3 protein-coding genes and 1 pseudogene are annotated in these 3,910 nt (G+C 73.0%); 3 read left to right on the top strand and 1 reads right to left on the bottom strand.

What is annotated here, in order from left to right; all coding sequences use genetic code 11:
• The 3 genes and pseudogenes from DZF91_RS42295 to DZF91_RS26900 form a co-directional block, all read left to right on the top strand.
• A pseudogene (locus tag DZF91_RS42295) lies at positions 1 to 287 on the top strand (hypothetical protein); the annotation flags it as partial.
• Positions 288 to 456: 169 nt separating this feature from the next.
• On the top strand, positions 457 to 1,443 hold the full coding sequence (locus DZF91_RS26905; RefSeq protein WP_117359965.1) for an ATP-binding cassette domain-containing protein: 987 nt from the start codon (positions 457 to 459) through the stop codon (positions 1,441 to 1,443).
• Between the two features lie 272 nt (positions 1,444 to 1,715).
• A complete protein-coding gene (locus DZF91_RS26900) occupies positions 1,716 to 2,561 on the top strand; it encodes an ABC transporter permease (protein ID WP_235834597.1) in 846 nt (281 codons plus the stop codon).
• Positions 2,562 to 2,699: 138 nt separating this feature from the next.
• On the opposite strand, the gene DZF91_RS26895 is transcribed toward DZF91_RS26900, so the two are convergent.
• On the bottom strand, positions 2,700 to 3,910 hold a 1,211-nt coding region (locus DZF91_RS26895; RefSeq protein ID WP_235834596.1), incomplete at its 5' end, for an RNA polymerase sigma factor.

The raw sequence follows: 3,910 nt of genomic DNA, 5'->3' as shown, positions 1-3,910 counted from the left end.
CGTCCGCTGCCGGCGCCGCGACCGGCCGCCGGCGGCGGTCCGGCGGGAGGGGTGGGACGCGTGGGGCACGGCCGCGGGCCGACGAGCACGCGGTCGAGATGGCGGTGGCGCGGCTGCGGCGGGGGCTCGGGCGGGCGGGCATCGTGGAGACGGTGGTGAAGCGGGGCTACCGGCTGGCGTGCGATCCGCGCGAGCCGTCCGCGCGAGCCATGGAGGCCGTGGACGGCATCGGCGCGGCAGGCGCGGGACCCGTCCTCGGCGTCGGGGAGGACTCCGAGGACGGCTGAACGGCCTGGTTCGCGCCGGTGGGACGGCTTCCGTGGCCGGTGTGCGACAGTGGGGGAAAGGCGTGGAGCGGGCGGGCGGGGGCGCGTAGGGTGCGGCGTGGCGCCGGGGGCGTCCCGGCGCGGTCGGCCCGTGCTGCCGACCCGTGCTGTCGGCCTGCGAGGAGGCTGTATGCCGGAGGACGGGGCGCACGCCGTCGAGGTGGCCGGGCTGGTCAGGCGGTTCGGCGGGGTCGAGGCGGTGCGCGGGATCGAGTTCGCGGTGCGGCCGGGGGAGATCTTCGGGTTCCTCGGTCCGAACGGCGCGGGCAAGTCCACCACGATCAACATGCTCTGCACGCTGCTGCGTCCGACGGAGGGGACGGCGCGGGTGGCCGGGTTCGACGTCGTGCGCGAGCGGGACCAGGTGCGCCGCAACATCGGCCTGGTCTTCCAGGACCCGACGCTGGACGGGTACCTGAGCGGTGAGCAGAATTTGCGGTTCCACGCCGAGCTGTACGGGGTTCCGCGCGGGGCGCTGGCGGACCGGATGCGGCAGGTGCTGGAGATGGTCGGCCTGTGGGACAAGCGCGGCGACCGCGTGCAGACGTACTCGGGCGGGATGAAGCGGCGGCTGGAGATCGCGCGGGGGCTGCTGCACTCGCCGCGGGTGCTGTTCCTGGACGAGCCGACGGTGGGCCTGGACCCGCAGACGCGGGCGTCGATCTGGGAGTACATCCGGGCGCTGCGGGCGGCCGAGCGGATCACGATCTTCATGACGACGCACTACATGGACGAGGCGGAGTACTGCGACCGGATCGCGATCATGGATTCGGGGACGATCGTGGCGCTGGACACGCCGGAGGCCCTGAAGGCGGGGGTCGGCAAGGACCGGGTGCAGATCCACACCGACGACGACGAGGCGGCGATCGCGGCGCTGGCGGAGCGGTTCGGGGTGGCGGCGACGGTGGTCGAGGGCGCGGTGACGTTCGCGGTGGCGTCGGGGGAGGAGTTCGTCCCGAGGCTGTTCGCGGAGCTGGGGCTGCCGATCCGCTCGGTGAGCGTGTCGCGGCCCTCGCTCGACGACGTCTTCATGTCGTTCACCGGGACGACGATCCGGGACGCCGAGGGGACGTCGAAGGACTGGATGCGGATGGCGATGCGCGGGCGGGCCGGATGAAGGGCGAGGGCGGCGGCAGGACCGGGGCCAGGGCGGACGACCGGCTGGAGCCCGGCGCGGATGATCAGCCGGACGCGGGGTCGAACGGCCGTCCGGACCCCGCGGGGGAGCCTCGGCCAGGCACCGAAACAGCGCAGCCGACCCCGGAGGCCGCGGAGCCGGAGGCCGCGGCGGGGGACGCGGAGGAGGACACACCGCCTGCCGCACCGCCTGCCGGACGCTCTGCCGGGCCGCCCGAACGGGATTCGGGCGGTCCCGTGGTGCGGGTCGCGGTGCCGGAGCGCAGCATCGTGCACGACCTGCGCGCGGTGAGGATCGTCCTGCACCGGGAGCTGATCCGGTACGGGCGGGACCGGATGCGGATGGTCTCGGGCCTGGTGCAGCCGGTGCTGTGGCTGCTGGTGATGGGCACCGGGCTGTCGAACCTGATGACGGCGGGGCGCGGCGGCGGCCCGTCCGGGACGCACGTGGACCTCAAGACGTTCATCTTCCCCGGCGTGTGCGCGATGACGGTGATGTTCACGGCGATGTTCTCGGCCGGGTCGATCGTGTGGGACCGGGAGTTCGGGTTCCTGCGGGAGATGCTGGTCGCGCCGGTGAGCCGCTCGTCGATCGTGGTCGGCAAGTGCGTGGGCGGCGCCGTGGTCGCGACGCTGCAGGGCACGGTGATCCTGGCGCTGGCCGGGCTGGCGGGCGTCCCCTACGACCCGGTGCTCCTGCTGCAGCTCCTCGGGCTGATGTTCCTGGGGGCGTTCGCGCTGACCGGGTTCGGCGTGATGATGGCCGCGCGGATCAAGAGCATGCAGTCGTTCTTCGGCCTGATGCAGATGGCCATGATGCCGATGATGTTCCTGTCGGGGGCGCTGTACCCGCTGGCGGGGCTGCCTGTGTGGCTGACGGTGCTGACCCGGTTCAACCCGCTGACGTACGCGGTCGATCCGCTGCGGCAGGCGGTGTTCGCGCGGCTGTCGCTGACGCCGGAGCTGCGCCGGACGTTCGACCCGGGCGTGACCTGGGGCGGCTGGCGGGTGCCGGTCGGGCTGGAGATCCTGCTGGTGCTGCTGATCGGCCTGGCCCTGATGGCCGTGGCGATCCTGGAGTTCCGCCGCTCGGAGTAGGGGAGGGGCGGCTCCGATCCCGGAGACCCCTGCCGATCCCGGAGACCCCTGGAGACATGGAGAAGCCTCCGCGACCGATGATCGCGGAGGCTTCTCCATGCGCGTGCGCGTGCGCGAGGGCGGTGGCCGCCGGGCGGGTCAGACCGCGAAGTCCAGCAGCGGCTGGGCGTTGCTCGGGTGCCGCAGCTTGGACAGCGACTCCTTCTCCAGCTGGCGGATCCGCTCGCGGGTCAGGCCGAGGGCCTTGCCGATCTCGTCCAGGGTGCGCGGCGTCCCGTCGTACAGCCCGAACCGCATCGCCATGATCTTGGCTTCGCGCGGGTTCAGGATGTCCAGGGTGCGGCGCAGCTGGTCGGCCATGAGCTGGCGGTCGACCAGCTCGGACGCCTCGGGGCTGTCGGTGTCCTCGATGAGGTCGCCGATGCGGGTCTCGCCGTCCTCGCCGATGGTGGAGTCCAGGCTGATCGGCTGGCGGCTGGTGCGCAGCAGCTCGCGGACCTGCTCGGGGCTCTTGTCGAGCTCGAGGGCCAGCTCCTCGGGGGTGGGCTCGCGGCCGAGGCGCTGGTGCATGTCGCGCTCGACGCGGCTGAGCTTGCTGAGCATCTCCAGCACGTGGACGGGCAGCCGGATGGTGCGGGCCGAGTCGGCGAAGCCGCGCTGGATGGCCTGCCGGATCCACCACATGGCGTAGGTGGAGAACTTGTAGCCCTTGGAGTAGTCGAACTTCTCCACGGCGCGGATCAGGCCGAGGTTGCCCTCCTGGACGACGTCCAGCAGGGACAGGCCGCGGTCGGAGTACTTCTTGGCGACCGACACGACCAGGCGCAGGTTCGCCTCGAGCATGTGGGCCTTGGCGCGGCGGCCGTCCGCGGCGACCCACTCCAGCTCGATCCGGTAGGTGTCGGGCAGGTCGTCGTCGGTGTCGAGGAGGTGCTCGGCGTACAGGCCGGCCTCGATGCGCTTGGCGAGGTCGACCTCCTGCTCAGCGGTGAGCAGCTGCCGGCGCCCGATCGCCTTGAGGTAGGTGTGCACCGAGTCGCCCATGGTGGTGGACTGGTCGTCCAGGTCGGCGGCGCTGGTCTCGGTGTCGGCGGCCTCGACCTCGGTCAGCTCGAACGTGCCGTCGTCCGGGCCGGTGCCGGTGTCGGCGCCGTCCTCGTCGGCGGGGGAGTCGGGCTCGGGGGCGGCCTTCACCGCGGACTTGGCGGTGGTGGCGCGCTTCCTGGCCGGGGCCTTCCTCGCGGCGGCGGGCTTGGCGGCCGTCTTGCGGGCGGCGCGGGGAGCGGGCGCGGCGGCGGCCTCGTCCTCGGTGGTGCCGGCCGCCGTGCCGTTCGTGGTGTCCGCCGTGC

It is taken from the genome of Actinomadura logoneensis, from assembly GCF_003428695.1.
GTDB classification, from domain to species: domain Bacteria; phylum Actinomycetota; class Actinomycetes; order Streptosporangiales; family Streptosporangiaceae; genus Spirillospora; species Spirillospora logoneensis.
This window is presented reverse-complemented; position numbering and strand designations above follow the sequence as displayed.